Source organism: Cupriavidus sp. 22TCCZM01-5, assembly GCF_057798915.1.
In genome coordinates this window covers 1-25114 of sequence record NZ_JBYOJR010000026.1, presented here as the reverse complement: position 1 = coordinate 25114, position 25114 = coordinate 1, and the positions used below count along the sequence as shown (strand labels likewise).

The window sequence follows — 25114 nt, the reverse complement described above, 5'->3', positions numbered from 1 at the left end:
CTCCTAACTCTTCTATTCGTGGACAATGTTCGCAACAGATCAACAAAAGGCGCGCGGGCCCGGACTGCAGCGGATGAGACTTCAGCAAAACGGGCATTATAGACTGGAAACCACCTGCTGATCAATGCCTTCTGCACTCTGGCGTTGTATGCGGTCTTGTCGTGCCGTTGGCGTCACGTGCTGGTGTTCAGTTGGCCGTGCTCGGCGAAGGAGTGGACATCGGTGCCCGCTACGACGAAGTGATCGAGCAGCCGTACATCAATCAGCTCCAGCGCCCGCGCCAGCAGTCGGGTCATCTGCAGGTCGCTCTGGCTCGGCGTGCAGCAGCCGGAAGGGTGGTTGTGCGCCACGATGACGCTGGCTGCGTTGTGCGCCAGCGCCCGGCGTGCCACCTCGCGCGGATAGACGGTCGTCTGGTTAAGCGTGCCGCGGAATAGCTCCTCGGTTGCGATCATGCGATTGCGCGTGTCGAGGAACAGGCAGAGGAAGACCTCATGTGCCAGCGGGGCCAGCGTCAGGCGCAGATAGCTCCGTACCGCGGCGGGCGAATCCAGGCCGCGCGGCAGCTGCAGTGACTCGGCCAGCATGCGCCGCGCCAGTTCGGGCACCGCCTGCAGCTGAGTGAACTTGGCTTCGCCCATGCCCCGCATGTCCAGGACTGCGCGGGCATCGGCCGAAAACAGGCGTGTCAGCGAGCCGAAACGGACCATCAGGTCGCGCGCCAGCTCCACTGCGCTCTTACCGGTTGCACCGACGCGCAGGAACACGGCCAGCAGCTCAGCATCGGACAGGGCGGCGGCGCCGCACTCCTGCAGTTTTTCTCGAGGCCGCTCGCAAGCGGGCCAGTTTGTGATGCTCATGTCTCAGGAGTCTCCGGGCGGTGAGTCCGGGCAAGGCAGGGGTGGATCGGCAGGGCGGGCGGCAGCCCAGTCGAATACAATACGGGTTGTTCCTCGGTTGATCACCCATGAATTTGCAAACATTTGCGTCGGAAGCCGACGGCGGCACAACTGGCCGCAAGACGGTCCAGGCTGACTCCTTCCTGACCCTCCACTACAGCCTCTCTCTCGAAAACGGCACCGAAGTTGTCAGCACGTTCGAGGACAAGCCCGCCACGCTGTTACTCGGCCAGGGACAGTTTGCCCCGACCCTGGAGCAGGCGCTGCTCGGCATGCCCGAGGGCGAGCGCATGACCTACCGCCTGGCACCCGAGCAGGCGTTCGGTCCGCGCAATCCGGAACTGCTGCAGTGGGTCTCGCTTGCCACGCTGCGCGAGAACAGTTCGTTCGAGGAAGACTACAGTCCGGGCGACCTGGTGGAGTTCAACGCGCCCGGCGGCGGCAAGTACGCGGGCGTCCTCAAGGAGATCGGCGACACTGCGGCGCTGTTCGATTTCAACCATCCGCTGGCCGGGCAGACCATCCTGTTCGACGTGCAGCTGATCGGGATCCTCTGATTGCGCTCACCTGTCCTGACATTGCAGCATGCCTGACCTGACTACCGCACCCGATGCCGAGATCCTGATGGCGCAGCCGCGCGGCTTCTGCGCCGGCGTCGACCGGGCCATCGAGATCGTCGAGCGCGCGCTGGCGCGCTTCGGGGCGCCGATCTACGTGCGCCACGAGATCGTCCACAACGCCTATGTCGTGGCGGACCTGCGCCGCAAGGGCGCTGTGTTCGTGCACGAGCTGGACGAGGTGCCGGCCGGCGCCACTGTCATCTTCAGTGCCCACGGGGTGTCCAAGGACGTCCGGGCCGAGGCCGCCGCCCGCGGCCTCAATGTGTTCGACGCGACGTGTCCGCTGGTGACCAAGGTCCATGTGGAAGTCGGCAAGATGCGCACGGAGGGTTGCGAGATCGTGATGATCGGCCACCGCGGACATCCGGAGGTCGAGGGCACGATGGGGCAGGCCGAAGGCGGCATGCTGCTGGTCGAGTCTGTGGCTGACGTCGTCGGGCTGGTTGTGGCCGACCCCGCACGCCTTGCGTACGTGACGCAGACCACGCTGTCCGTGGACGAGACCCTCGAGATCGTGGCGGCACTGAAGGGGCGCTTCCCGATGATCCGGGAGCCCAAGAAGCAGGACATCTGCTATGCCACGCAGAACCGCCAGGATGCCGTGAAGTTCATGGCGCCCCAGGTGGAAGTCGTGATCGTGGTGGGCAGCCCCAACAGTTCCAACTCGAATCGGCTGCGCGAGCTGGCGGCGCGCCTGGGCGTGCCGGCCTATATGGTGGATGCGCCCGAGCAGGTGCGTCCGGAATGGGTCGCCGGCAAGCGACGCATCGGCCTGACCGCGGGTGCTTCGGCGCCCGAGGAACTTGCGCAGTCCATCGTTGCCCGCCTGCGTGAACTCGGCGCCGGCCATGTGCGCGCCCTGGCGGGCATCGAAGAAAACATGGCTTTTCCGCTTCCGCGCGGCCTGCAGGCCGCCACCACGGTCGGCGTCACCGCCTGACCTGCCTTGCTGGCGCTGCGTTTTGCGGCGCCCATTTCCCGTCTTCCTGTCTTCCCGTTCCTGCTGTTCCCGCGCCTTGCGTGCGCGGGCGCACGGACATTCCGCTCCGATCAGCCGGATGCTTTTATCGTCACAGCGATAATCGCAATCGAATCGAGAGTAGGCCCCTTTTCGGTGCAGCCATTACTTACCTGTCGAGGCAAGCAGACAAATCAGGGTAATCCCCGTATGTGGGGTTTTCCCTATTATGGTGCGGCGCTACATTCTGCACATTAGAGATCGGTGCAGGGGTTTTCGTATGAAACACCTAATTAATACGAATGGATTATGCGTGGCACCAGGCGTGCGTATTTCGATGGGAGATAGGAAGCGGGCACGATTCTTGTAAGTAATGGTGCTGTTCCCGCCAGATGGTCGGGAATTGCCCCAATTTGTGCATTGGGGAAATTCCCTAGCTCATTTGGCGGGTAATTCGTCCAAGTTGTTGCGTCGCGTATTGCATCGCCGAAGAAAGGGGATACAATGCGCGCGTTTCAAATTGAAACTAAACAAAGGCGGTACGGGGAGACGTCCGGGAGGCGTCGCAAATCCCTGTTTTGTGAATCCCTAGGAGATCACTCATGCAAATCTCGTTTGCCAAGATTCTGCCGATTGCGGCCGCAGTGGCGCTCGTTGCAGCTTGCGGCAAGAAAGAAGAAAAGCCGGCTGAACCGTCGGCATCGGCTCCGGCCGCTACGGCTCCGGCCGCGGGTGGCGGTGAAGTCGTAGTCAAGATCGGCCATGCTGCACCGCTGACCGGCGGTATCGCCCACCTTGGCAAGGACAACGAAAACGGCGCCCGCCTTGCCGTGGAAGAAGTCAACAAGACCGGCCTCGAGATCGGTGGCAAGAAGATCAAGCTGGAACTGATTGGTGAAGACGATGCCGGCGATCCGAAGACCGGCACGGCCGTGGCGCAGAAGCTGGTCGACGCCAAGGTTGCGGCAGTGGTCGGCCACCTGAACTCGGGCGTGTCGATCCCGGCCTCCAAGATCTACAGTGACGCCGGCATCGTGCAGATTTCGCCGTCGTCGACCAATCCGGACTACACCAAGCAAGGCTTCAAGACGACCTACCGCGTGGTTGCCACCGATGCCCAGCAGGGTCCGGCACTGGCCAACTACGCCGCCAAGAGCCTGCACGCCAAGAGCGTGGCCATCGTCGACGATGCCACCGCCTACGGCAAGGGCCTGGCCGACGAGTTCGAGAAGACCGCCAAGGCGGCTGGCGTGAACGTGGTGGCCCGCGAAGCCACCAACGACAAGGCCACCGACTTCAAGGCCATTCTGACCAAGATCAAGGGCAAGAAGCCTGACGTCATCATGTATGGCGGCATGGATGCCACCGGCGGCCCGTTCGCCAAGCAGGCCAAGGAACTGGGCATCTCGTCCAAGATCGTTGGCGGTGATGGCGTCTGTACCGACAAGGTGGCCGAACTGGCCGGCGATGCCGTGTCCAACATCATCTGTTCCGAGGCAGGCCTGGCCCTGTCGAAGATGGAGAACGGCGCCGACTTCGAGAAGCGCTACCAGGCTCGCTTCAACACCCCGGTGCAGATCTATGCACCGTTCACGTATGACGCCGTGATGGTCATCGTCGACGCCATGAAGCGCGCCAACTCGGTCGAGCCGGCTGCCATCCTGGCCGAAATGCCCAAGACCAACTACAAGGGCGTGATCGGCAACATCGCCTTCGACGAGAAGGGCGACATGAAGGAAGGCACCATCACGCTGTACGAGTACAAGGACAAGAAGAAGTCCGTCCTCGACGTCGTGAAGATGTAATCAGGGCTTACCGGCCCATCCGAACGGCACCGTGAGTATTTTGCGGTGCCGTTCTTTTTAGCCTCGCCTAATGTAGAAGCATCCTTACCCTGGATGGAGCATGGCGGGGCCGCTTACCAGCAAACCAACCACCTTAAGTTACCCATCACACACTAGAGTCCCCCCGGCATCCACACCATGCCGTAAGGTCCGGGACTGAAGTAGGAGTTTTCATGGATATCCTTATCCAACAGATCGTGAACGGTCTTGTGCTCGGCAGCATCTATGCGCTGATCGCACTGGGCTACACCATGGTCTACGGCATTCTGGGGATCATCAACTTCGCCCACGGCGATGTCCTGATGATCGGCGCGCTGACCGCTTTATCAACGATCTTGGGGTTGCAGAAGTTTGCCCCCGGCCTGCCCGAATGGCTGACGCTGGTGATTGCCACCCTCGTCGCTATGCCGGTCTGTGCAGTACTGGCCTACACGATTGAACGGGTCGCCTACCGGCCCTTGCGAAATGCGCCAAGACTGGCGCCGCTGATTACCGCGATCGGCGTTTCCATCATCCTCCAGACGATGGGCATGCTGATCTGGTCGCGCAACCCGCTGACCTTCCCGCAACTGCTGCCCTCTGAACCGATCGATATTGGCTCCACCGGCGCCACCATCACCGGCAAGGAAATGGTCATCATCGGCATGGCCGTGATGGTCATGGCCGGCCTGCTCGCACTGGTCAACCGCACCAAGCTCGGCCGCGCCATGCGCGCCACCGCCGAGAACCAGAAGGTGGCTGGCCTGATGGGCGTGAACCCCAATTTCGTCATTTCCGCCACCTTCATGATCGGCGCCACGCTGGCGGCGCTAGCCGGCGTCATGATGGCCACCAACTACGGTAATGCCCACTTCTACATGGGCTTTATCCCCGGCCTGAAGGCATTTACTGCCGCGGTGCTGGGTGGCATCGGCAACCTGGCCGGCGCCATGGTCGGCGGCATGCTGCTGGGCCTGATCGAAGCGCTGGGCGCCGGCTACATCGGCGACCTGACCAACGGTGTGTTCGGCTCGAACTACCAGGACGTGTTCGCCTTCATCGTCCTGATCACCGTACTTGTATTCCGTCCGTCCGGCATCATGGGCGAGCGGGTCGCCGAACGCGCTTGAGGAGCGAATCCATGAATACCCCGATTCCATCCACGGCGGCCGTTGCGGCGCCTTCCCGTGTTCCGGCCAAGACCATGGCCGCGCTGCTGGGCTTCTTTATCGTTGCGCTTTGCGCGCCGTTCATCGTGCAGACGCTCGGCGGCAACTATTGGGTCCGCGTGCTCGACTTTGCGCTGATCTACATCATGCTGGCGTTGGGCCTGAACATCGTGGTGGGCTTTGCCGGCCTGCTCGACCTCGGCTACATCGCCTTCTACGCGGTTGGCGCCTACCTGATGGCGCTGCTCGGCTCGCCGCACCTGTCGAACCAGTTCGAGTGGATCCACCAGCTGTTCCCGCACGGCCTGCATCTTTCGATGTGGTGGGTGCTACCGCTTGCGGTGCTGGTGGCGGCCACGTTCGGCGTGCTGCTCGGCGCCCCGACGCTCAAGCTGCGCGGCGACTACCTGGCCATCGTGACGCTGGGCTTCGGCGAGATCATCCGCATCTTCATGAACAACCTGGACCGCCCGCTGAACATCACCAACGGGCCGAAGGGGATCACGGCGGTGGATCCGGTCCATATCTTCGGCTTCAATTTCTCGAAGTCGCACGAGATATTCGGGCTCAAGTTCACGCCGGTGTTCATGTACTACTACCTGCTGGTGTTCCTGGTCATCGTGATCGTGTTCATCTGCCTGCGCCTGCAGAACTCGCGCATCGGGCGCGCCTTCGTCGCGATCCGTGAAGACGAGATCGCCGCCAAGGCGATGGGCATCAATACCCGCAACATCAAGCTGCTGGCCTTCGCCATGGGTGCGTCGTTCGGCGGCGCCTCGGGCGCGGTGTTCGGCGCCTTCCAGGGTTTCGTCTCGCCCGAGTCTTTCGTGCTGTGGGAGTCGATCTATGTGCTAGCCATCGTGGTGCTCGGTGGCATGGGTCATATCCCGGGCGTGATCCTGGGCGGCATCCTGCTCGTGGGCTTCCAGGAACTGCTGCGCGCGGTGGCAGAGCCCGCGCAGAACATGATCTTCGGCCATACCATCGTCGATGCGGAAGTGCTGCGTCAGCTCCTGTTCGGCCTGGCGCTGGTGGGTGTGATGTTGTACCGCCCGGCTGGCCTGTGGCCGTCGCCGCGCAAGGAAGATCGCCCAGTGGCTCGCCGCGCGGCGGCCAGCGTGGGCCGTTTCTGACCAGGAGGACGATATGAGCAACGACAACTTCCTCCTGTCGGTACAGGGGGTCAACAAGCGTTTCGGCGGCCTGCAGGCGCTGTCCGACGTGGGCCTGCAGATCAAGCCGGGCGAAATCTATGGCCTGATCGGCCCGAACGGGGCCGGCAAGACCACGTTCTTCAACGTGATCACCGGCCTCTACACGCCCGATTCCGGTGAGTTCGTGCTGGGTGGCCAGCCCTACCAGCCTACCGCCGTGCATGAGGTGGCCAAGGCGGGCATCGCCCGCACCTTCCAGAACATCCGCCTGTTCGGCGACATGACCGCGCTCGAGAACGTGATGGTGGGCCGGCACGTCCGGACCAAGGCTGGCCTGTTCGGCGCGGTATTCCGGCCGCCCTCGGTGCGCCGCGAAGAAGAGGACGTGGAGGATCGCGCGCACGACCTGCTCGAGTATGTCGGGATCGGGAAGTACGCCAACTTCACTTCGCGCAACCTCTCGTACGGCCACCAGCGCCGGCTGGAGATTGCCCGCGCACTGGCCACCGATCCCAAGCTGCTGGCCCTCGACGAGCCGGCAGCCGGCATGAACGCGACCGAAAAGGTGGAGCTGCGTGGCCTGCTCGACAAGATCCGCAACGACGGCAAGACCATCCTGCTGATCGAGCACGACGTGAAGCTGGTGATGGGCCTGTGCAACCGCATGACGGTGCTGGACTACGGCAAGGTGATTGCCCAGGGCCTGCCGCAGGACGTGCAGAACAACCCCGCGGTGATCGAGGCTTACCTCGGCGCGTCGTCGCACTAAGGCGGGAGGACAGCAAATGAAAGAAACAGTACTGAAGATTTCCGGCCTGAAGGTGGCCTACGGCGGCATTCAGGCCGTCAAAGGCGTGGACCTGGAGATCAAGGACGGCGAGCTCGTCACGCTGATCGGCGCCAACGGCGCCGGCAAGACCACCACCATGAAGGCCATCACCGGCATGCAAGGGTGGGCTGGTGGCGACGTGGAGTACATGGGCAAGTCCATCAAGGGCGTGCCCAGCTACGCGCTGCTCAAGCAGGGGCTGGCGATGGTGCCGGAAGGCCGCGGGGTATTCGCGCGCATGACCATTACCGAAAACCTGCAGATGGGCGCCTATACCCGCAACGACGAAAGCGGCATCAAGGACGATGTCGACCGCATGTTCGGCATCTTCCCGCGCCTGAAGGAGCGGGCCAATCAACTGGCGGGCACCATGTCCGGCGGCGAGCAGCAGATGCTGGCCATGGCGCGCGCGCTGATGAGCCAGCCCAAACTGCTGCTGCTGGACGAGCCGTCGATGGGCCTGTCGCCGATCATGGTCGAGAAGATCTTCGAGGTCGTGCGGGACGTCTCGGCGCAGGGCGTGACCGTGCTGCTGGTCGAGCAGAACGCGCGCCTGGCGCTGCAGTCCGCGCACCGCGGCTACGTGATGGAGTCGGGCCTGATCACGATGAGCGGCGAGGCCAAGCAGATGCTCGACGATCCGAAGGTGCGGGCCGCATACCTCGGCGAATAAGGCCGGCTGCCGGGCCGGCTGATCCGGCCGGATGCACAAAAGGTGTTGGTAGGCCGGTCATCAGTGCCTAGAATTCCCTGTGAGCCTTGGCTCACAGGGATTTTTTTTGCCGGAATTTCGCAAGAAGACCCTTCTCGACAAAAACGCTAGAGGAGATGGAAATGATCGTGCGTAAATTGCCTGCAGTATGCTTGGCGGCGGTGATGGCGCTGGCCTGTACGGCCGCGAGTGCCCAGCAGGCGAGTGCCCCGGGAGCCGACTCCAGTCAGGTTCCGGCAGCACCACCGACCACCGCCGAAGCCAAGGCCCTTATTTCGGACCGCTTCAAGGCGGCCGATACCAACCACGACGGCAAGCTGACCCGCGAGGAAGCGAAAGCGGGGATGCCGCAGGTCTACAAGAATTTCAGCAAGATCGATTCGCTGAAGCGGGGCTACGTCACCCAACGCCAGATCGGCGCGTATTGGCAAGCGAAGACCAAGGAGCAGATGCAGAAGGAAAATCCCATCTGGAACTGACCGTCGGCGAATGCGGCAAGGTAACTCAAGCCGCGTGATGCGGAACGGAGCGCCCGGCGCTCCGTTCCGCGGACAGACTTTCAGGGCACGAGCTTTCGCTCCGATGCTCAGGCCAGCTTCTTCAGCAGCGTACGCAGCATGCCGATCATCTGGTCGATCTCTTCGCGCGTCACGTTCAGCGCCGGCATGAAGCGCAGCAGGTTGGCGCGCGGCGCGTTCAGCAGCAGGCCTTCCGGTCCCATGTCGCGGGCTTCCTCGACCAGTTGCGGGCCGATGTCCTTGCCCAGTTGCAGCGCGCGCAGCAGGCCTTCCCCGCGTTCCCCGGCCAGGCCGAATTCATTGCACAGTGCCAGCAGCTGTTCCTTCAGGTATTCGCCCTTGGCATTGACGTCATCCAGGAAGCCCGGCGCGGTCAGCTGTTCGATCACCGAGCTGCCCACGGCCGTCATCAGCGGGTTGCCGTTATAGGTGCCGCCCTGGTCGCCGGCTTCGAAGCTGGCGACTTCGGCCTTGCAAAGCAGCGCCGACAGCGGCACGCCGCCACCGATGCCCTTGCCCAGCGTCATGATGTCCGGCTCGACGCCCGACAACTGATAGGCGAAGAGGGTGCCGCAGCGGCCGCAGCCCGTCTGCACTTCATCGACGATGAGCAGCAGCTTGTGCTTGTCGGCCAGCGCGCGCAGGCCCTGCATGAACTCGCGCGTGGCGGGGATCACACCGCCTTCGCCCTGCACCGGCTCGAGCATGATGCCGACGGTCTTGTCGGTGATGAGCTTCTCCACCGAGGCCAGGTCGTTCAGGTCCGCCTTCGGGAAACCCGGTACCTGCGGCGCGAAGATGGTGTCCCAGCCGGCCTTGCCCGACGCGCTCATGGTGGCGAGCGTGCGGCCATGGAAGCTGTGGTCCATGGTGATGATCTCGAAGGCGCCGTTCTTGTGCTTGCGGCCCCATTTGCGCGCGAGCTTGATCGCGCCTTCGTTGGCTTCGGCGCCGCTGTTGGCGAAGAAGACCTTGTCGAAGCAGCTGTTGTCGGTCAATTGCTTCGCAAGCTTCAGCATCGGCTCGTTGTAGAACGCCGGGCTCGGGTTGATCAGCTTGCCCGCCTGCGCGACCACGGCGTCGACCATGCCCTGGTTGGAATGGCCGAGGCAGTTCACTGCCCAGCCTTGCACGAAGTCCAGGTATCGCTTGCCGTTGTGGTCCGTCAGCCAGGAGCCCTTGCCCTCGGTGAAGACGAGCTCGGGCCGGTTGGTGATGTACATCAGGGATTGAACGGGATACTCAGCAAATGCCATGGCGGACTCCAGGGGTCGGCGTAAATCGTTAGACGGGATGGCGAAAAGACGAACCGGGCAAACAGGGCGAAACCCGGAAGGGAAAGGGTAGGGCCCAAAGCAAAAAGCCACGGGGGTTGCCCGTGGCTTGTTGACCTGAACAGACGCTGTCGACGGTCAGCCGCGCGGCACCCCGGTGGGGAGCATCGTACGGAAGCTGCGTCGGATCATGGCGGTGTTCATGCGGGCAAATATAAGGCGCATGGCCCCCGGTGTCAAAACGAATTTTGGCGGTCGGGGGCATTGTTGCGCTGGCGGAACGGCCTTGGCAGCCCGGTCAGGCTGCCGGGGCGGACGGGTGCATGTCGGCCTCGGACGTGAACGAGTCGGCGAAGAACGCATCCTCATGCAGTTTGCACTGCTTCGTGAAGTCGGCGCGGGCGGCGTTGATCATCACCGGGGCGCCGCAGGCGTAGACCTCATGGCCCGACAGGTCCGGGTGGTCCGCGATTACGGCCTGGTGGACGAAACCGGTGCGCCCGCTCCAGTTGTCTTCCGGCAGCGCGTCGGAGATGACCGGCACATACTTGAAGTTGGGGAGGTCGCGCGCCCACTGCTCGCACAGCGCGTGCATGTACAGGTCCTTCGGCCGGCGGCCGCCCCAGTACAGCTTCATCGGGCGCGTGATGCCGGTGTAGGCGGCGTGCTCGACGATGGCCTTGATCGGCGCGAAGCCCGTGCCCGAGGCCAGCAGGACGATCGGCGCATCCGATTCCTCGCGCAGGAAGAAGCTGCCCAGCGGGCCTTCGAAGCGCAGGATGTCGCGCTCCTTCATGGCCGGCGCGCCTTCCTTGGCGCCGAACACATAGTCCGTGAACGCGCCGCCGGGCATGTGGCGGATATGCAGTTCGATCGGGCCGTCCTCGTGCGGCGGCGTGGCGATCGAATAGCTGCGGCGCTTGCCGTCGCGCAGCAGGAATTCCACGTACTGGCCGGCCAGGTACTGCATGCGCTCGGTGGCGGGCAGCTGCAGCTTGATGGCGATCACGTCGTCGGCCAGGCGTTCCAGCGAGGCGACGCGGCACGGCACCTTCTTGATGGGGATGTCGCCTGCGCCGTGGACTTCGCGGCATTCGATGGTGATGTCCGAGCTGGCGTTGGCGCAGCAGAACAGTGCGCGGCCCTCGGCCTTTTCCTGCGTGGTGAGTGCCGCCGGGGCGTGGTCGCCCTGTACGATCGTGCCGTCCAGCACGCGGCCCTTGCACGAACCGCATGCACCGTTCTTGCAGCCGTAGGGCATGCCGATGCTATGGCGCAGGGCCGCGCCCAGGATGGTTTCATCGGCAGCCACTTCGAACTTGTGGCCGCTAGGCATGACGGTTACTTGATAAGCCATAATCGATCTATGAGCGAAAATCTTCTGAAGCTGCAGCCATTGCGCCGTCCGGGCCCTGCCGTTCGCCTGGGCCGCCCGCGCCTGCTGATCGTGGGGTGCGGGGATGTGGGGACGCGCTGCCTGCGAATCCTGTCGGCGCGCATGCGTGTCTTTGCCGTGACCTCGCAGCCGGCGCGCCGGGCCGAGCTGCGTGCCGCCGGCGCGGTACCGCTGGTCGCGGATCTGGACCGACCCGCCACGCTCGCACGCCTGCGCGGCCTGGCAGGCCGTGTGCTGGACCTGGCGCCGCCGCCCGGGGTGGGAGAGGGCGATCCGCGCACACGCGCCTTGCTCGCCACCCTGCGCCGCAGCGCATGGCGCCGCAACCGGGCGCACGCCGGCGAGCCCGTCATTCTACCCGAGCGGCGCAGGGCCCGTCCGGCGTTTGTCTATGCCAGCACTTCGGGCGTCTATGGCGACCGCGCCGGTGCGCGCGTGGCCGAATTCGCCCGCGTGCGCCCGCAGACGGCGCGCGCGCGGCGCCGCGTCGCGGCCGAGCGCGCGGTGCGCGAGTTCGGCCGGGCTGGCAACTGGCGCACCAGCATCGTGCGCATTCCCGGAATCTATGCCGAGGACCGCCTGCCACTCGCGCGGCTGAAGCGCGGCACACCGGCCCTGGCGCCGCAGGACGATGTCTACACCAGCCATATCCACGCCGACGACCTCGCGCGGACCATGGTTGCCGCGCTGTTCCGCGGACTCCCCCAGCGCGTGGTGCATGCGAGCGACGATACCGAGCTGCGCATGGCCGACTACTTCGACCTGGTCGCCGACCGCCGTGGCCTGCCGCGGCCGCCGCGAATCACACGCCAGCAGGCGCGTGAAGTGATGGATCCCACGCTGCTGAGCTTCATGAGCGAATCGCGCCGCCTCGACAACCGGCGCCTGAAACGCGAGCTGCGCCTGCGGTTGCGCTATCCCACCGTTTCCTCCTTCTTCGACGCCTGAGCCGAGAGGATCCCCCCGCCGTGCCGTTTCAGGCACGGCGCTTGCGTTCCCGCTCGCCGCGTCGTTTCCTGTCTATACAGCGACTGGTTTCTTGCCCTGGAGCCGTGCATCCGCTTTGGCCGCTGGCGGCTGCTTTATTGGGCACTTTGCTCCGTAATTCGCAGTGAAAGTGCACAACTGGCTCTCGTAGTGGATCATCGCCTCGGGCAAGTACTACGTTGACTTGTATATACAGGATTGTAAAATCGCCGGAAACGAGCGGTGCCACAAGCATGGTGCCGCCGCTGACGGACAAAACCAAAGGAGCTTACCGATGAGGATTCAGAGCCGGATTGCAGGTCAGGCCGCCAGGCGCGTGGCCCGTGCGTCGCTGTTCGCAGCCGTTGCCATGGCCGGAGCGGCCCACGCCCAGACCACGCAGGTCACGCTCGGCATGAGCGGCTGGACCGGCTTCGCGCCGCTGACGCTGGCCGACAAGGCGGGAATCTTCAAGAAGCACGGCGTCGATGTGGACATCAAGATGATTCCGCAGAAGGACCGCCATCTTGCGCTGGCCTCGGGCGCGATCCAGTGCGCGGCTACGACGGTCGAAACGCATGTCGCGTGGAACGCCAACGGCGTGCCCATCACGCAGATCGTGCAGCTCGACAAGTCCTACGGTGCCGACGGCCTCGCCGTGCGCACCGACGTCAAGAGCTTTGCCGATCTGAAAGGCAAGACTATCGGCGTGGACGCGCCCGGCACCGCGCCGTACTTTGGCCTGGCCTGGATGCTGAAGAAAAACGGCATGACGCTCAAGGACGTGAAGACCACCACGCTGTCGCCGCAGGCGGCCGCGCAGGCCTTCGTGGCCGGCCAGAATGACGGCGCCATGACCTACGAGCCCTACCTGTCCACGGTCCGCCAGAACCCTGACAAGGGCAAGATCCTGGCCACCACGCTCGACTACCCGATGGTGACCGACACGCTGGGCTGCGCGCCCAAGTGGCTCAAGGACAATCCCAAGGCCGCGCAGGCACTGGTCGACAGCTACTTCGAAGCGCTCGAGATGATCCGCAAGGAGCCCGAGAAGTCCAACGAGATCATGGGCGCGGCGGTCAAGCAGACCGGCGAGCAGTTCGCCAAGTCGTCGGCCTACCTGCGCTGGCAGGATCGCGAGGCCAACCGCAAGTTCTTCTCGGGCGAGCTGGCCAGCTTCAGCAAGGAAGCCGCCGGCGTGCTGCTAGACATCGGCGTGATCCGCCAGGTGCCGGACGTCACCGCTCTGTACGACGCACGCTTCCTCAAGTAAGCAAGGGGCTGATGTCATGGCGCAAGTTCAAGTGAGTTCCCCGGCGCCGGTCGCCCTGGCCGCCAAGGCGGCGCCGGCGCGCCGCCGGCATCCGTGGCTGTCGCCGCTGGTGCCGGTGTCGCCGCGCGCGCGCTGGGTGCTGGGCCTGTCCTTCTTCGTGCTGTTTTTCGCGATATGGGCCGTGGTGACGCTGGGCGGTTTCGTGCCGCGCACCTTCCTGGCCGATCCGGCGACCATGGCGCGCGAAGGGCTGACGCTGTTCACGCAGTACAACTTCATCGGCGATATCGGCATGACCGTGTGGCGCGTGCTCGGGGGCTTCGTGCTGGCGGCGGTGCTCGCGGTGCCGCTGGGCATCCTGATGGGCGCGTACAAGGCCGCCGAAGCGTTTTTTGAACCGTTCGTTTCGTTCTGCCGCTACCTGCCGGCTTCGGCCTTCATCCCGCTGCTGATCCTGTGGGCCGGCATCGGCGAGACGCAGAAGCTGCTGGTGATTTTCATCGGCTCGTTCTTCCAGATCGTGCTGATGGTGGCGGTCGCCGTGGGCGGCGCGCGCAAGGACCTGGTGGAAGCCGCCTATACGCTCGGCGCCAACAGCCGCGGCATCGTCAAGCGCGTGCTGATCCCGGGCGCAGCGCCGGAGATCGCCGAGATCCTGCGCCTGGTGCTGGGCTGGGCGTGGACCTACGTGATCGTCGCGGAACTGATCGGCTCGTCCTCGGGCATCGGCCACATGATTACCGACAGCCAGGCGCTGCTGAACACCGGGCAGATCATCTTCGGCATCATCGTCATCGGCTGCATCGGGCTGGTGTCCGACCTCGTCTTCAAGCAGGCCAACCAGCGCCTGTTCCCGTGGAGTTCGATCTGATGAGCGCACTGTCCATCCAGCAGGTCTCGCGCACCTTCACCAACCCGCGCGGCGGCCAGACCCAGGCGCTGCTGCCGGTCGATTTCGAAGTGCGCGACAACGACTTCGTCACCATCCTGGGCCCGTCGGGCTGCGGCAAGTCCACGCTGCTGCGCATCGTGGCGGGCCTCGACTCGCCCTCGGGCGGCAACGTGCTGCTCGACGGACAGCCGGTCAGCGGCCCTGGCGCCGACCGCGGCATGGTGTTCCAGTCGTACACGCTGTTCCCGTGGCTGACGATCGAGCAGAACGTACGCTTCGGCCTGCGCGAGCGCGGCATGAGCGAGGCCGAGCAGCGCGAGCGCAGCGACTTCTTCATCCAGCGCGTGGGTTTGCGCGGCTTCGAGCATCACTACCCGAAGCAGCTCTCGGGCGGCATGCAGCAGCGCACCGCGATTGCGCGCGCGCTGGCCAACGATCCCAAGATCCTGCTGCTCGACGAGCCGTTCGGCGCGCTCGACAATCAGACCCGCGTGCTGATGCAGGAATTGCTGCTCGGCATCTGGGAGGCTTCTCGCAAGACGGTATTATTCGTGACCCACGATATCGACGAGGCCATCTTCATGGCCAACCGGGTGGCGGTGTTTTCCGCCAGGCCGGGTCGGATCAAGAGCGAGATCGCGGTGGATTTCCCGCATCCGCGCCATTACACGATCAAGACGTCGCCGGAGTTTTCCGCGCTCAAGGCGCGGCTGACCGAGGAGATCCGCGCCGAGGCCATGGCCGCGGCCGAACACTGAAGACCATGAACCACGCCGCGGGCCAGGGGCCAGCCACTTCCGCCACGAACTCTCCGACCGCGCTCTACCAGCAGGTCAAGGAGTACATCGCGCGCCAGATCCAGAGCGGCGCGTGGCAGCCGGGCGACCGGGTGCCGTCGGAGCAGGAGCTGGTGAACCGCTTCGGCGTGTCGCGCATGACCGTCAACCGCGCGCTGCGCGAACTGTCCGAGCAGGGCAGGGTGGTGCGCGTGGCCGGCGTGGGGACGTTCGTCGCCGAGCACAAGCCGCAGTCCACGCTGCTCAGCGTGGTCAACCTGCAGGACGAGATCCGCATGCGCGGGCATGACTACGCCTGCGACGTGATCCTGGTCGAACGCGTTGCGGCATCGATCGAAGTGGCCGCGGCGCTCGAACTGCGCACTGGTGAATCGGTGTTCCATTCGGTCTGCGTGCACCGCGAGGACGGCGTGCCGGTTCAGCTCGAAGACCGCTACGTCAACCCGCGCGTGGCGCCGCACTTCATCAGTCAGGACTTCAGCCAGATCAAGCCCGGCGAGTACCTGCTGCGCAACGTGCCCTACGACCAGGTCGAGCACGTGGTCGACGCCATTTCCGCAACGCCCGACCAGGCCGCGCAGCTGGAAATGCCGCCGACGCAACCGTGCCTGATGCTGACCCGCCGTACCTGGACCAACGGTGTGCCGGTCACTTTCGTGCGTTGCCTGCACCCGGGCAACCGCTACCGCCTCGGCAGCCGCTTCCGCGCCGACGGCAATCCCGCCTTCGGCTGATTTCCGACAGAAGTCAGCCATCCCACCAAAATTTTGTTCTAAGCTGTATAGACAGGAACATACAAGACAGGAATCGAACCATGAACGCCAGCCAATCCGCACAAGCCGACCGCCCGCTGCTGACCCTGCATCCGGGCCAGGTCACCCTGGCCGACCTGCGCCGCATCTACCGCGGCGAAGTGCGCCTGGAGATGGCCGACTCGGCCTGGACCGGTGTCCGTGCCGCGCAGGCCACCGTGCAGGACATCATCGACGCCGATGCCGTGGTCTATGGCATCAATACGGGCTTCGGCAAGCTTGCGCAGACGCGCATCCCGAACGACAAGCTGGCCGCGCTGCAACGCAATCTCGTGCTCTCGCACAGCGTCGGCACGGGTCCGGACCTGGCCGAGGACACGGTGCGCCTGATCCTGGCCATCAAGGCGGTGAGCCTCGCGCGTGGCCACTCGGGCGTGCGTCCCGAAATCATCGAAGCGCTGCTCGCGCTGACCAACCACGGCGTGACGCCGTGCATCCCGGCCAAGGGCTCGGTCGGCGCGTCAGGCGACCTGGCACCGCTGGCCCATCTGTCGTGCACGCTGATCGGCGTTGGCGACGTGATGGTCGATGGCCGCCGCGTGCCGGCCGCCGAAGGGCTGGCGCGTGCCGGCCTGTCCGCGTTCGAACTCGGTCCCAAGGAAGGCCTGGCGCTGCTCAACGGCACGCAGGTGTCGACCGCGCTGGCGCTGGCGGGGCTGTTCGCCGCCGAAGACACCTTCGCGGCAGGGCTGGTGGCCGGCGCGCTGTCGCTGGAGGCGATCAAGGGTTCGGTCAAGCCGTTCGACGCACGCATCCATGAAGCGCGCGGCCAGGCGGGGCAGATCGCGGTGGCCGGTGCCGTGCGCGCGATGCTCGACGGCAGCGAGATCGTCGATTCGCACAAGACTTGCGGCCGCGTGCAGGACCCATACTCGATCCGCTGCCAGCCGCAGGTGATGGGTGCCTGCCTCGACAACCTGCAGCACGCCGCGCGCATCCTGCAGATCGAGGCCAACGCCGCGTCGGACAACCCGCTGGTGTTCCCCGAGCAGGGCGACGTTGTCTCCGGCGGCAACTTCCACGCCGAGCCGGTGGCCTTCGCCGCCGACATCATCGCGCTGGCGATCGCCGAGATCGGCGCGATATCCGAGCGCCGCCTGGCGCTGCTGCTGGACACCGGCCTGTCGGGCCTGCCGCCGTTCCTGGTGCGCGACGGCGGCCTGAACTCGGGCTTCATGATCGCGCAGGTCACCGCGGCGGCGCTGGCGTCGGAGAACAAGTCGCTCGCGCATCCGTCGAGCGTGGACAGCCTGCCGACGTCGGCCAACCAGGAGGACCACGTGTCGATGGCCACCTACGGCGCGCGCCGGCTCGGCGACATGGCCGCCAATACCGCAGTGGTGGTCGGCATCGAGGCGATGGCGGCTGCGCAGGGCATCGAGTTTCACCGGCCGCTGAAGTCGTCGCCGCTGATCGAGAGCGAGCTGGCCCGCATCCGCGCGCGCGTGGCGTTCGTGGAAGCGGACCGCTACCTGGCCCCGGATATCGAAGCGATGAAGCAGTGGGTGGTGCAGGGCGATGCGGGAGCGGGGTGGCCGGCTGCGGTCCGCGACGTCCTGCCGACCAACGCCATGAGCGCATGATCGCAGCAAGGAGAAGACAACCATGAACGCCAGCGAATCCCAATTCCTCCAGCGCGGCCAGCGCGAGATCCGCGCGCCGCGCGGCACGCAGCTGCACTGCAAGAACTGGCTGATCGAAGCGGCCTACCGCATGATCCAGAACAACCTGGATCCCGACGTGGCCGAGCGCCCGCAGGACCTGGTGGTCTACGGCGGCATCGGCAAGGCCGCGCGCAACTGGGAATGCTTCGACGCCATCCTCGACAGCCTGCGCCGCCTGGGCGAGGACGAGTCGCTGCTGGTGCAGTCCGGCAAGCCGGTCGGCGTGTTCCGCACGCACCCGGACGCGCCGCGCGTGCTGATCGCCAACTCGAACCTCGTGCCGCACTGGGCCAACTGGGACAAGTTCAACGAACTCGACCGTGCCGGCCTGATGATGTACGGCCAGATGACCGCGGGTTCGTGGATCTACATCGGCACGCAGGGCATCGTGCAGGGCACCTACGAGACCTTCGTCGAAGCGGGCCGCCAGCACTACGGCGGCGACCTGTCGGGCAAGTGGATCCTGACCGCCGGCCTCGGCGGCATGGGCGGCGCGCAGCCGCTGGCCGGCGTGCTGGCCGGTGCCTGCGTGCTGGCGATCGAATGCCAGGAGTCGCGCATCGACTTCCGGCTGCGCACGCGCTATCTCGACAAGAAGGCCACCACGCTCGACGAAGCGCTGGCGATGATTGCCGAGGCCACGCGGAAGAAGGAAGCGATCTCGGTGGGCCTGCTTGGCAATGCCGCCGACATCGTGCCCGAACTCGTCAAGCGCGCACAGGCGGGCGGCATGCGCCCGGACATCGTCACCGACCAGACCTCGGCGCATGACCTCGTCAACGGCTACCTGCCGCAAGGCTGGACCGTCGCGCAATGGGAGCAGGCGCGCCAGCACGATCCGAAATCGGTGGAGGCCGCGGCGCGTCCGTCGATCGTGAAGCACGTGCAGGCCATGCTCGACTTCCAGAAGATGGGCGTGCCCACCGTCGACTACGGCAACAACATCCGCCAGGTCGCGTTCGACGAGGGCGTGAAGAATGCATTCGACTTCCCGGGCTTCGTACCCGCCTATATCCGCCCGCTGTTCTGCCGTGGCAAGGGCCCGTTCCGCTGGGTCGCGCTGTCCGGCGATCCCGAGGACATCTACAAGACCGATGCCAAGATGAAGGAGCTGTTCCCCGAGGACAAGCACCTGCACCGCTGGCTCGACATGGCGCATGACCGCATCGCGTTCCAGGGCCTGCCCGCGCGCATCTGCTGGGTGGGGCTCGGTGAACGCCACCGCGCGGGCCTCGCGTTCAACGAGATGGTGAAGTCCGGCGAACTCAAGGCGCCCATCGTGATCGGCCGCGACCACCTCGACTGCGGCTCGGTTGCATCGCCGAACCGCGAGACCGAGGCCATGCGCGACGGCTCCGACGCCGTGTCCGACTGGCCGCTGCTCAACGCGCTGCTCAATACGGCGGGCGGAGCCACGTGGGTCAGCCTGCACCATGGCGGCGGTGTCGGCATGGGCTTCTCGCAGCATTCCGGCGTGGTGATCGTCTGCGACGGCACCGACGCCGCGGCCAGGCGCATCGAGCGCGTGCTGTGGAACGACCCGGCCACGGGCGTGATGCGCCATGCCGATGCCGGCTATGACCTCGCGCTCGACTGCGCGCGCGAGAAGGGCCTCAACCTGCCGATGGTGAACCGCGCATGACCCGCTTCGCACTCGACACCCTTTCGCCCACGCCGTGGAAGAACGGCGGCGGCACCACGCGCGAAGTCGCCGTGTGGCCGCCCGATGCGGGACTCGATGACTTTGCGTGGCGCATCAGCGTCGCCGACATCTGCGCGGATGGTCCGTTCTCGGCGTTCGCGGGCATCGACCGGCAGATCGTGCTGCTCGATGGCGCGGGCGTGCGCCTGCGCGCCGCCGACGGCAGCTTCGACCATCGCCTCGATACTGCCGGCGAGCCGTTCGCGTTCGCGGGCGACGTCGCGGTGGACGCCACGCTGATCGACGGCGCCACGCGCGACTTCAATGTGATGGCGCGCCGTGGCATCTGCCGCGCACAGGTGCATGCCATGCGGCGCGGTTTTTCCTTCAACTCGGGCGAGGATGCCGTGGCGCTGTTCGTGCTCAAGGGTGCCTGGCGCGATCCCGGCGCGAGCCTGATGGAGCCGCTGCGCGCCAACGAGGGCGTCTGGTATCCGACCGGCGTTACCGCCGCGTTCCATGCCCTCGCACCGCTCGAGGACGATTCGCTTTGCCTGTGCATCACGCTGGAAACGGAGACTGACCAATGACCGCGCCCTTTGCTGCGGGACGGCCCGAAGCCCGATCCGCCGACGGAGTCTGGCACCGCTGTCACCTGCTGCCCGATGCCGACCCGGAACGCGCCGTGCGCGACGGTGCGCTGGTAGTCGAGCAGGGCCGCATTGCCTGGCTCGGTCCCGAAGCGGAACTGCCCGCCGACTATCGAGGCCTGCCGCGCCATGACGCAGGCGGGGCGTGGATCACGCCGGGCCTGGTCGATTGCCATACGCACCTGGTCTACGGCGGCCAGCGCGCCGACGAATTCGCCATGCGGCTGGCCGGCGCCAGCTATGAAGAGATCGCACGCGCGGGTGGTGGCATCGTGTCTTCGGTACGCGCCACGCGCGCCGCCGACGAAGAGACGCTGTTCGCGCAAGCGGCGGCCCGGCTCGCGCCGCTGCTTGCCGAAGGCGTGACGGCCATCGAGATCAAGTCGGGCTATGGCCTGGAGCTGGAGGCCGAACGCCGGCAACTGCGCGTGGCGCGCCGTCTCGGCGAAGCCTTCGGCGTGTCGGTGCACACGACCTTCCTCGGTGCGCATGCGCTGCCGCCCGAGTATGCGGGACGCGCCGACGACTACATCGACCTGGTGTGCAACACCATGCTGCCGGCACTCGCCGGGGAAGGGCTCGTCGATGCCGTCGATGCGTTCTGCGAATCGGTCGGCTTTTCGCTGGCGCAGACCGAGCGCGTCTTTGACGCTGCCGCCCGTCACGGCCTGCGGGTCAAGCTGCATGCGGAGCAGTTGAGCAACCTTGGAGGCGCCGTGCTGGCCGCGCGTCATCGCGCGCTGTCGGCGGACCACCTGGAGCACCTGGACGAAGCCGGCGTGGCGGCCATGGCGGCCGCGGGTACGGTGGCGGTGCTGCTGCCGGGCGCCTATTATTTCCTGCGTGACACGAACCTGCCGCCGATCGCGCTGCTGCGCCAGTATGGCGTGCCGATGGCGATCGCCACCGATCACAATCCGGGTACGTCACCGGTCACATCGCTGCTGCTGATGATGAACATGGCCTGCACGCTGTTCCGCCTGACGGTGCCCGAGGCGCTGGCCGGCGTGACTATGCATGCGGCGCGCGCACTTGGTGCCGCTGACCGCCATGGCGTGCTCGCAGCGGGCCGCGCGGCGGACTTCGTGCTCTGGCGCGTCGACTCTCCGGCGGAGCTGGCCTACTGGTTCGGCCGCAATCCGGCCGCCGCCGTGGTGCGGCAGGGACGCATCCATCCGGCGCCGTCGCAACACGGCGGGGAGGGCATGACAGCATGAACGAAGCACGTATTCTCGCGCCTCACGCATTGCTGCCCACTGGCTGGGCACGCGACGTGCTGCTGGCATGGGACGCCGATGGCCGCCTGACTTCGGTACAGACTGGTGCATCCGCAGCGGCCGACGTGGCGCGCGCGGCCGGGCCGGTGCTGCCCGGCATGCCGAACTTGCATTCGCATGCGTTCCAGCGCGGCTTTGCCGGGCTGACCGAATACCGCAGCGTGACGCAGGATGGAGATCCCGCCGGTGCCGACTCGTTCTGGAGCTGGCGCACGCAGATGTACCGCTTTGCGCTGCGCCTGTCGCCCGACACGCTGGAGGCCATCGCCACGCAGCTCTACATCGAGATGCTGCGTGCGGGTTATACGAGCGTGTGCGAGTTCCACTACGTGCACCACGACATCGATGGCAAGCCCTACGCGGACGCGGCCGAGATGTCGCTGCGCCTGCTGCGCGCGGCCGAGCGTACCGGCATGGGCATGACGCTGCTGCCGGTGCTGTACCAGACGGCCGGGTTCGGCGACAAGCCCCCGCTGGCCGAGCAGCGCCGCTTCCTGCATGACACCGATGCCATGCTGACGCTGCTTGAGCGGCTTGCGCCGGCGTGCAGGCAGAGCGGCGCCCGCCTTGGGCTGGCCCCGCATTCGCTGCGCGCGGTGCCGCAGCAAAGCCTGACGCATGCGCTGGCAGGCCTGCACGCAATGGATCCGACCGCGCCCGTGCATATCCACATTGCCGAGCAACAGCGCGAGGTCGACGACTGCATCGCCTGGACCGGCATCCGCCCGGTCGAATGGCTGCTTGACCACGCCGAGGTCGACGCGCGCTGGTGCCTCGTGCATGCGACCCATATGGACTGGGACGAACGCCGTCGGCTCGCGCACAGCGGCGCCGTGGCCGGCATTTGCCCGACCACCGAAGCCAACCTTGGCGACGGTGTGTTCGAGGCCGCGCCGTACCTGGCCCAGCACGGTGCCTGGGGCATCGGCTCGGACAGCCACGCGAGCGTCAGCGTGGCCGAGGAACTGCGCATGTTCGAGTATGGCCAGCGGCTGGCGCTGCAGCAGCGCAATGTGCTGGCGTCCGAATCGCACATGCAGGTTGCGGACCGCCTGTATCTCGAAGCCGTGGCCGGCGGCGCACGTGCCGCGGGGCGCGCGGTGGCCGGGCTGGCACCGGGCCAGCAGGCCGATTTCGTCGTGCTCGACGGCGCGCACCCGGCGCTGGCGGGGCTCGACGGTGCGCAGGCGCTGGCCACCCACGTCTTTGCCAACCACGGCCATGAGACACTAGCGGAAGTCCGCACCGCCGGCCGTTGCCGCGTGCAGCATGGCGCGCATCCGCTGCAGGCGGACGCCGGCCGGCTGTTCGTGGCCGCGCGCGCGAGCCTGCTGGGCGACTGAAACCGGCGGCCGCCGCCTTGTCACTTTGGGGCGGCGGCCCAGCATCACACAAACCATGTCCTTTTCTACCGATACCCCAGCCTTTACCCTGCATCGCGGCACCCGCCCGCTGCTGGTATCGATGCCGCACGTCGGCACCTACCTGCCCGCCACCGTGTCGCAGCGGCTGACCGCCGAGGCGCGTACGGTGCCCGATACCGACTGGCACCTGGAACGCCTCTACGACTTCGCGCGCGAGCTCGGCGCCTCGGTGCTGGCGGCCACGCACTCGCGCTACGTGGTGGACCTGAACCGTCCGCCCGACAACGCCAACCTCTATCCCGGCCAGGACACCACCGGCCTGTGCCCGGTCGACACCTTCGACAAGACGCCGCTGTACGCCAGCGGCGCAGGCCCGGACGAGGCCGAGATCGGCGCGCGCCGCGACGCCGTGTGGCGGCCCTACCATGCCGCGCTGGCCGAAGAACTGGCGCGCCTGCGCCAACTGCACGGCACCGTGGCCCTGTGGGATGCGCATTCGATCCGTTCGGTGCTGCCGCGTTTCTTCGAAGGCAAGCTGCCGGACTTCAATCTTGGCACGGCCAACGGCGAGAGCTGCGACCAGGCGCTCGCGGACGAGCTGTTGGAGATCGCGCAAGACGTGCCCGGTCATACCGCGGTGCTGAACGGGCGCTTCAAGGGCGGCTATATCACGCGCAACTACGGGCAACCGCGCGCTGGCGTGCACGCTGTGCAGCTGGAACTCGCGCAGTCGGCGTACATGAGCGAGTCGTATCCGTTTGCGTATGACGAGGCGAAGGCCTCGGCGCTGCAGCCGTCGCTGCAGCAGATGCTGGTGGCGGTGCTGGGGTTTGTGGAAGGGCGCTGAGCAAAGCAGCGTTGCGGCGCGGCGGGAGGTACAACGCCTCCCTGCTGTCACGAGCGGGGCATGCGCTAGATTGCCTCACCCGATCGGGCGCGCCGCACCTCAATGGCGACGCAGCCCACTACTTGCCGCCGGCGAGCCGCGCGTCGATATGCTTGGCGCGCTCAAGCGAACCGGGATGGCTGCTGAGCATGCTGGACTGGCCGCCATCGAGTGTCGCCAGCTTGCGGAATGCGGAAGCCAGTGCCTGCCGGTTGGCGCCGTTCTTCGTCAGCAGGTCGAACGAATAGTCATCGGCGGCGCTTTCCTGCCGCTGCGAGAACTGTGCATTGATGAACTGTTCGCCCAGGTCGGCGAGCTGCGACGACGTCAGCGCGGTGAGGGTCGGACTGCCCAGCGAGCCAAGCACGCCGCGCGCGGCTGACGTGCTGTACGCGACCTGCATGGCGTGCCTGGTATGGCCCAGCGCGACGTGGCCGATCTCGTGCCCTACGACGCCGCGGACCTCATCGTCGGTCATCAGGTCCATCAAGCCGCTGTAGACGCGCACGCAGCCGTTGGCCATGGCCCAGGCATTCACGTCCTTTGTCATGTACACCTTGGCGTCGAGTGGCATGCCGGTATTGCCGAGGCCGCTCATCACATTGGCCAGTCGCCTGGCGTAGGTGCTGTCGGCCGCCGCGATGGTGTTCTTCTTGTCCATCTCTGCGCACGACTGGTCAGACAGAGTCTTGACGTTGGCATCGGTCAGCGTGGCCGCGGAGAACAGGCTGCCGCCGGCTTGCGTCATGCTGTCCATGTTCATGTTGGCGCAACCGGCTTGCAAGGCAACGCAGGCAACGGCCGGGATGGCATATCGCGCGAATCGCGTCATGGTTGGGCTCCTGGGCGGGATTGACCAATGCATAGGATACGAAAGCGCGGAGCCGGTACGCCAGTGGATTCCGTCCGACACGTAATGCGCGTTTAGCGAAAATGCCCCGGGGAAGGCAGGATGGATCGCTGCCGCGTTGGCAACAGAGCTGGTCCTCTGTGATGTCAAATCTACTTCGAATGCGGTGAAGGAGGTCTCGGAGCCGGTTCGTGCACTTCGCCGAGGCGACAGCCGATCGTATGAGGGCAAAGGTGGGGTGGGGCGTATGCGGCGGGATGTGTTACTGGGGGCGGTTCTGGACCACCGCATGGCCGGGAATCCGGAGCATGGATGGCCCCCGAACGATTGCACCTCGCCGGGACTCGTGCGCCAGCCGGCGAGGTGCAGAGTGCGGGATCGAGGAAACGGATTGGCCGCACCTCATCAGTGTGCGATGGGAATGGATCAGGGTCTGTGCGCCACTGAACAGAGCGGCACGGGTGCGACGCCCAGAAAAAGGGTTCTTCGCCGGATTGCAGGGAATGGGTAATGACGGGGTTGTCGTGCTTGGCAGGCGCTGCTGTTTCGCCGGCGTAGCCGGCGAGTCACTTTTGTCTCGCGACAAAAGTAACCAAAAACGCGTTTTCGTGGCTGACGAAGGGCCCGAGGTGGTGAAGACGGTACAGGGCATAGCCAGACTGCCTGCCGCGTAGATGATCAGGATAGAC

Annotated in this window: 23 protein-coding genes; 19 read left to right on the top strand and 4 right to left on the bottom strand. The window is 65.8% G+C overall.

What is annotated here, in order from left to right; translation table 11 throughout:
- Positions 1-173 precede the first annotated feature (173 nt).
- Positions 174-860: a RadC family protein gene (radC, locus tag AC3FNH_RS22100; protein WP_488721566.1), complete on the bottom strand. Its 687-nt coding sequence runs from the start codon at positions 858-860 to the stop codon at positions 174-176.
- Positions 861-967: 107 nt separating this feature from the next.
- Here radC and AC3FNH_RS22095 point away from each other — a divergent pair, with 107 nt between their 5' ends.
- The 8 genes from AC3FNH_RS22095 (at position 968) to AC3FNH_RS22060 (ending at position 8643) form a co-directional block, all read left to right on the top strand.
- Positions 968-1456: an FKBP-type peptidyl-prolyl cis-trans isomerase gene (locus AC3FNH_RS22095; RefSeq protein ID WP_276098364.1), complete on the top strand. Its 489-nt coding sequence runs from the start codon at positions 968-970 to the stop codon at positions 1454-1456.
- A gap of 28 nt (positions 1457-1484) precedes the next feature.
- Positions 1485-2459 (top strand): 4-hydroxy-3-methylbut-2-enyl diphosphate reductase, encoded by a 975-nt coding sequence (ispH, locus tag AC3FNH_RS22090; RefSeq protein ID WP_488721565.1) that lies wholly within the window; start codon positions 1485-1487, stop codon positions 2457-2459.
- Between the two features lie 620 nt (positions 2460-3079).
- Entirely contained in the window at positions 3080-4282 is a 1203-nt protein-coding gene (locus AC3FNH_RS22085) for a branched-chain amino acid ABC transporter substrate-binding protein (RefSeq protein WP_276098362.1), read from the top strand.
- 212 nt (positions 4283-4494) lie between these two features.
- Positions 4495-5430 carry a branched-chain amino acid ABC transporter permease gene (locus tag AC3FNH_RS22080; protein WP_276098361.1) on the top strand — a complete coding sequence of 312 codons (936 nt, stop codon included), beginning with the start codon at positions 4495-4497 and terminating at the stop codon, positions 5428-5430.
- Positions 5431-5441: 11 nt separating this feature from the next.
- On the top strand, positions 5442-6602 hold the full coding sequence (locus AC3FNH_RS22075; RefSeq protein ID WP_276098360.1) for an ABC transporter permease subunit: 1161 nt from the start codon (positions 5442-5444) through the stop codon (positions 6600-6602).
- A gap of 13 nt (positions 6603-6615) precedes the next feature.
- Positions 6616-7392 carry an ABC transporter ATP-binding protein gene (locus tag AC3FNH_RS22070; RefSeq protein WP_276098359.1) on the top strand — a complete coding sequence of 259 codons (777 nt, stop codon included), beginning with the start codon at positions 6616-6618 and terminating at the stop codon, positions 7390-7392.
- Between the two features lie 16 nt (positions 7393-7408).
- A complete protein-coding gene (locus AC3FNH_RS22065; RefSeq protein WP_276098358.1) occupies positions 7409-8125 on the top strand; it encodes an ABC transporter ATP-binding protein in 717 nt (238 codons plus the stop codon).
- Positions 8126-8286: 161 nt separating this feature from the next.
- Positions 8287-8643 (top strand): EF-hand domain-containing protein, encoded by a 357-nt coding sequence (locus AC3FNH_RS22060; protein ID WP_488721564.1) that lies wholly within the window; start codon positions 8287-8289, stop codon positions 8641-8643.
- Between the two features lie 107 nt (positions 8644-8750).
- Here AC3FNH_RS22060 and AC3FNH_RS22055 read toward each other — a convergent pair whose 3' ends face one another.
- Positions 8751-9938, bottom strand: coding sequence for an acetylornithine transaminase (locus AC3FNH_RS22055; protein WP_276098356.1), 1188 nt, complete (start codon positions 9936-9938; stop codon positions 8751-8753).
- 316 nt (positions 9939-10254) lie between these two features.
- The gene (locus AC3FNH_RS22050) at positions 10255-11313 is read right to left on the bottom strand and encodes a CDP-6-deoxy-delta-3,4-glucoseen reductase (RefSeq protein ID WP_488721563.1); all 1059 of its coding nucleotides are present in this window, start codon (positions 11311-11313) and stop codon (positions 10255-10257) included.
- Positions 11314-11322: 9 nt separating this feature from the next.
- Between AC3FNH_RS22050 and AC3FNH_RS22045 the strand changes: the two genes are divergently transcribed.
- From AC3FNH_RS22045 to hutG, 11 genes are all read left to right on the top strand, one after another.
- On the top strand, positions 11323-12300 hold the full coding sequence (locus AC3FNH_RS22045) for an NAD-dependent epimerase/dehydratase family protein (protein ID WP_488721562.1): 978 nt from the start codon (positions 11323-11325) through the stop codon (positions 12298-12300).
- A gap of 313 nt (positions 12301-12613) precedes the next feature.
- Positions 12614-13591 (top strand): ABC transporter substrate-binding protein, encoded by a 978-nt coding sequence (locus AC3FNH_RS22040; RefSeq protein ID WP_488721561.1) that lies wholly within the window; start codon positions 12614-12616, stop codon positions 13589-13591.
- 16 nt (positions 13592-13607) lie between these two features.
- The gene (locus AC3FNH_RS22035; protein ID WP_488721560.1) at positions 13608-14462 is read left to right on the top strand and encodes an ABC transporter permease; all 855 of its coding nucleotides are present in this window, start codon (positions 13608-13610) and stop codon (positions 14460-14462) included.
- Complete coding sequence (locus AC3FNH_RS22030; RefSeq protein ID WP_276098352.1) at positions 14462-15241, top strand: ABC transporter ATP-binding protein; 780 nt, start codon at positions 14462-14464, stop codon at positions 15239-15241. Before AC3FNH_RS22035 ends, AC3FNH_RS22030 begins: the two co-directional genes overlap by 1 nt.
- 5 nt (positions 15242-15246) lie before the next feature.
- Positions 15247-16014 carry a histidine utilization transcriptional repressor HutC gene (gene hutC, locus AC3FNH_RS22025; protein ID WP_276098351.1) on the top strand — a complete coding sequence of 256 codons (768 nt, stop codon included), beginning with the start codon at positions 15247-15249 and terminating at the stop codon, positions 16012-16014.
- Between the two features lie 80 nt (positions 16015-16094).
- Complete coding sequence (gene hutH / locus AC3FNH_RS22020) at positions 16095-17675, top strand: histidine ammonia-lyase (protein ID WP_488721559.1); 1581 nt, start codon at positions 16095-16097, stop codon at positions 17673-17675.
- 22 nt (positions 17676-17697) lie between these two features.
- Positions 17698-19398, top strand: coding sequence for a urocanate hydratase (gene hutU / locus AC3FNH_RS22015; RefSeq protein WP_276098349.1), 1701 nt, complete (start codon positions 17698-17700; stop codon positions 19396-19398).
- Positions 19395-19988, top strand: coding sequence for a HutD/Ves family protein (locus AC3FNH_RS22010; protein ID WP_488721558.1), 594 nt, complete (start codon positions 19395-19397; stop codon positions 19986-19988). Before hutU ends, AC3FNH_RS22010 begins: the two co-directional genes overlap by 4 nt.
- The gene (hutI, locus tag AC3FNH_RS22005; protein ID WP_488721557.1) at positions 19985-21265 is read left to right on the top strand and encodes an imidazolonepropionase; all 1281 of its coding nucleotides are present in this window, start codon (positions 19985-19987) and stop codon (positions 21263-21265) included. Before AC3FNH_RS22010 ends, hutI begins: the two co-directional genes overlap by 4 nt.
- On the top strand, positions 21262-22668 hold the full coding sequence (locus tag AC3FNH_RS22000; RefSeq protein ID WP_488721556.1) for a formimidoylglutamate deiminase: 1407 nt from the start codon (positions 21262-21264) through the stop codon (positions 22666-22668). The genes hutI and AC3FNH_RS22000 overlap by 4 nt, the downstream gene beginning before the upstream one ends.
- A gap of 55 nt (positions 22669-22723) precedes the next feature.
- The gene (hutG, locus tag AC3FNH_RS21995) at positions 22724-23536 is read left to right on the top strand and encodes an N-formylglutamate deformylase (protein ID WP_488721555.1); all 813 of its coding nucleotides are present in this window, start codon (positions 22724-22726) and stop codon (positions 23534-23536) included.
- A gap of 118 nt (positions 23537-23654) precedes the next feature.
- On the opposite strand, the gene loiP is transcribed toward hutG, so the two are convergent.
- The gene (gene loiP, locus AC3FNH_RS21990; protein ID WP_276098344.1) at positions 23655-24407 is read right to left on the bottom strand and encodes a metalloprotease LoiP; all 753 of its coding nucleotides are present in this window, start codon (positions 24405-24407) and stop codon (positions 23655-23657) included.
- Positions 24408-25114: the final 707 nt, after the last annotated feature.

Excerpts from the sequence above, each read along its gene's own strand:
- radC (WP_488721566.1), bottom strand. The coding sequence starts at position 860 with ATGAGCATCACAAACTGGCCCGCTTGCGAGCGGCCTCGAGAAAAACTG.
- AC3FNH_RS22095 (WP_276098364.1), top strand. The coding sequence starts at position 968 with ATGAATTTGCAAACATTTGCGTCGGAAGCCGACGGCGGCACAACTGGC.
- ispH (WP_488721565.1), top strand. The coding sequence starts at position 1,485 with ATGCCTGACCTGACTACCGCACCCGATGCCGAGATCCTGATGGCGCAG.
- AC3FNH_RS22085 (WP_276098362.1), top strand. The coding sequence starts at position 3,080 with ATGCAAATCTCGTTTGCCAAGATTCTGCCGATTGCGGCCGCAGTGGCG.
- AC3FNH_RS22080 (WP_276098361.1), top strand. The coding sequence starts at position 4,495 with ATGGATATCCTTATCCAACAGATCGTGAACGGTCTTGTGCTCGGCAGC.
- AC3FNH_RS22075 (WP_276098360.1), top strand. The coding sequence starts at position 5,442 with ATGAATACCCCGATTCCATCCACGGCGGCCGTTGCGGCGCCTTCCCGT.
- AC3FNH_RS22070 (WP_276098359.1), top strand. The coding sequence starts at position 6,616 with ATGAGCAACGACAACTTCCTCCTGTCGGTACAGGGGGTCAACAAGCGT.
- AC3FNH_RS22065 (WP_276098358.1), top strand. The coding sequence starts at position 7,409 with ATGAAAGAAACAGTACTGAAGATTTCCGGCCTGAAGGTGGCCTACGGC.
- AC3FNH_RS22060 (WP_488721564.1), top strand. The coding sequence starts at position 8,287 with ATGATCGTGCGTAAATTGCCTGCAGTATGCTTGGCGGCGGTGATGGCG.
- AC3FNH_RS22055 (WP_276098356.1), bottom strand. The coding sequence starts at position 9,938 with ATGGCATTTGCTGAGTATCCCGTTCAATCCCTGATGTACATCACCAAC.
- AC3FNH_RS22050 (WP_488721563.1), bottom strand. The coding sequence starts at position 11,313 with ATGGCTTATCAAGTAACCGTCATGCCTAGCGGCCACAAGTTCGAAGTG.
- AC3FNH_RS22045 (WP_488721562.1), top strand. The coding sequence starts at position 11,323 with ATGAGCGAAAATCTTCTGAAGCTGCAGCCATTGCGCCGTCCGGGCCCT.
- AC3FNH_RS22040 (WP_488721561.1), top strand. The coding sequence starts at position 12,614 with ATGAGGATTCAGAGCCGGATTGCAGGTCAGGCCGCCAGGCGCGTGGCC.
- AC3FNH_RS22035 (WP_488721560.1), top strand. The coding sequence starts at position 13,608 with ATGGCGCAAGTTCAAGTGAGTTCCCCGGCGCCGGTCGCCCTGGCCGCC.
- AC3FNH_RS22030 (WP_276098352.1), top strand. The coding sequence starts at position 14,462 with ATGAGCGCACTGTCCATCCAGCAGGTCTCGCGCACCTTCACCAACCCG.
- hutC (WP_276098351.1), top strand. The coding sequence starts at position 15,247 with ATGAACCACGCCGCGGGCCAGGGGCCAGCCACTTCCGCCACGAACTCT.
- hutH (WP_488721559.1), top strand. The coding sequence starts at position 16,095 with ATGAACGCCAGCCAATCCGCACAAGCCGACCGCCCGCTGCTGACCCTG.
- hutU (WP_276098349.1), top strand. The coding sequence starts at position 17,698 with ATGAACGCCAGCGAATCCCAATTCCTCCAGCGCGGCCAGCGCGAGATC.
- AC3FNH_RS22010 (WP_488721558.1), top strand. The coding sequence starts at position 19,395 with ATGACCCGCTTCGCACTCGACACCCTTTCGCCCACGCCGTGGAAGAAC.
- hutI (WP_488721557.1), top strand. The coding sequence starts at position 19,985 with ATGACCGCGCCCTTTGCTGCGGGACGGCCCGAAGCCCGATCCGCCGAC.
- AC3FNH_RS22000 (WP_488721556.1), top strand. The coding sequence starts at position 21,262 with ATGAACGAAGCACGTATTCTCGCGCCTCACGCATTGCTGCCCACTGGC.
- hutG (WP_488721555.1), top strand. The coding sequence starts at position 22,724 with ATGTCCTTTTCTACCGATACCCCAGCCTTTACCCTGCATCGCGGCACC.
- loiP (WP_276098344.1), bottom strand. The coding sequence starts at position 24,407 with ATGACGCGATTCGCGCGATATGCCATCCCGGCCGTTGCCTGCGTTGCC.